Source organism: Pseudomonas sp. Sample_9 (assembly GCF_004307535.1).
GTDB lineage: Bacteria > Pseudomonadota > Gammaproteobacteria > Pseudomonadales > Pseudomonadaceae > Aquipseudomonas > Aquipseudomonas mercuritolerans.
On record NZ_RAZO01000042.1, the window covers coordinates 1 to 1565 of the forward strand.

1 protein-coding gene and 1 pseudogene are annotated in these 1565 nt (G+C 48.2%); one reads left to right on the top strand and one right to left on the bottom strand.

Annotation, left to right across the window (positions count from 1 at the left end; translation table 11 throughout):
• Positions 1-134, top strand: a pseudogene (locus D6877_RS02625) (cytochrome C oxidase Cbb3); the annotation flags it as partial.
• A 122-nt stretch (positions 135-256) separates the two neighbouring features.
• Here D6877_RS02625 and D6877_RS02630 read toward each other — a convergent pair.
• Entirely contained in the window at positions 257-1249 is a 993-nt protein-coding gene (locus D6877_RS02630; protein ID WP_241662838.1) for a metallophosphoesterase, read from the bottom strand.
• Positions 1250-1565 lie beyond the last annotated feature (316 nt).

Below are 1565 nucleotides of genomic sequence, written 5' to 3' on the forward strand. Positions count from 1 at the left end.
CCATCCGCTACGGCCGTCAGGGCCAGATGCCGGCGCAGGAACAACTGCAGGGCAACGACAAGGTTCACTTGCTGGCAGCGTATGTCTACAGCTTGTCGCATGGGGAAAAAGCACCAGAGGCGCAGGCCGAGTAAGGCCAACGCTTGAAGTATGAAAGGCCTCGCCAATGCAAATTGGCGGGGCCTTTTCATGACCGGAATTCACGCCCTGAGACACTCGATAAATATGAATGTCTTCGCGCGCAAGTCTGCTGTACTTACTTGACGGGGATCGTATCCACCGCCACCCGACTCGGCCAGTTATTATTCTCAACCTTGCTGATGACCAGACTCTTCCGGTCTTTGGAAAAGCTGGCGATCAGATAAGTTTGCTGCGAAGCGGAACCGCTCAGATAAACTGGCACACTGCCGAAATTTTCCGTCCACCAGAAGCGCCCTGCTCTAGTATGCAAATGGCCTGCGAACACCGCAGTGACATTGTAATCCTCGATGATCTTTGTGAATCGCTTGATCTGCTTATCGTCACCCTGCCAGCGAGAAGGCTTATGCATACTAAGGATAATAATCCGTCCCTTCTCACGCGCCGCCTTCAGATCCTTTTCCAGCCAGTCCAGGGAATTCCTGATGTCGAACGTCGTCGGATTCAAGAAATGTGAAATCCATACCGAATACGTCGGCTCGTTGTGCAACTGGACAAGGTGTACATCTCCAACATCTATGGAGTAGGCCAGACTCCCAGAAAACAGCCTGTTAATCGGACTACCGCTTATATTCAGGTCTAGATTTCCGACTTTGCCACGATGATGCTCTTCGAAATCGGTAATACTACCTGCAGCACAACTTTCAGAAAAACAATCATTCTTTTCATAGTCGTGATTACCGAGGCCGTAGAAGACATTGCCACCGAAGTATTTATTCAAAACCGGTCGCAACCAACTCCGCTGCCACCCATGCCCATAGGCCGTTATATCGCCATTGATCATGATCGGAATATGTTCCGGAGATATGCTGAAGTTTTTGCGAAAGTTTGCGATATCCGAAAACTGGCTTTCGATCAGCGCGCGGGAACGCGCTTCCTTTTCCGACTCAGATTCAGCTTCACCACTGTCCGTTTTTTCAGTCCACGGATATTGCGGATCAGACGCAAATATCATGTGATTTGGATTTTGCTCGGCCAGCACCACTGCAGGCATTAAACTGAAAACCCATAACAGCGCACAGACATGCCGAACCTTGAACATGCTCTTCATATAATTCCTTTTATCTTTATTGAAATAACAGCAACCAAAAACGATCACAGACAAAAGCTATGTGAAAAACCAGAACAATAAAACCGCGATTTCATTGCAAGTTAATTAAGCAACTTCACGACAACTCTCCCCCTAAAAAGACATTTAGCCGAAGTGATACCTTCACGAAATCGCTGCAAAAACCCTACCCGCCGTTTTACCTGCATCTGCCGAAAACTCAGCCATACTCAACAAGTCAATTGATCTGCATCAGGCTTTTCTGCAATCGCTACACCATCCGCATTTTTTACCCAACGCGACCAAAGGTCGCACCCTT

Coding starts and splice junctions, on each gene's coding strand:
- D6877_RS02630 (WP_241662838.1), bottom strand. CDS start 1,249: ATGAAGAGCATGTTCAAGGTTCGGCATGTCTGTGCGCTGTTATGGGTT.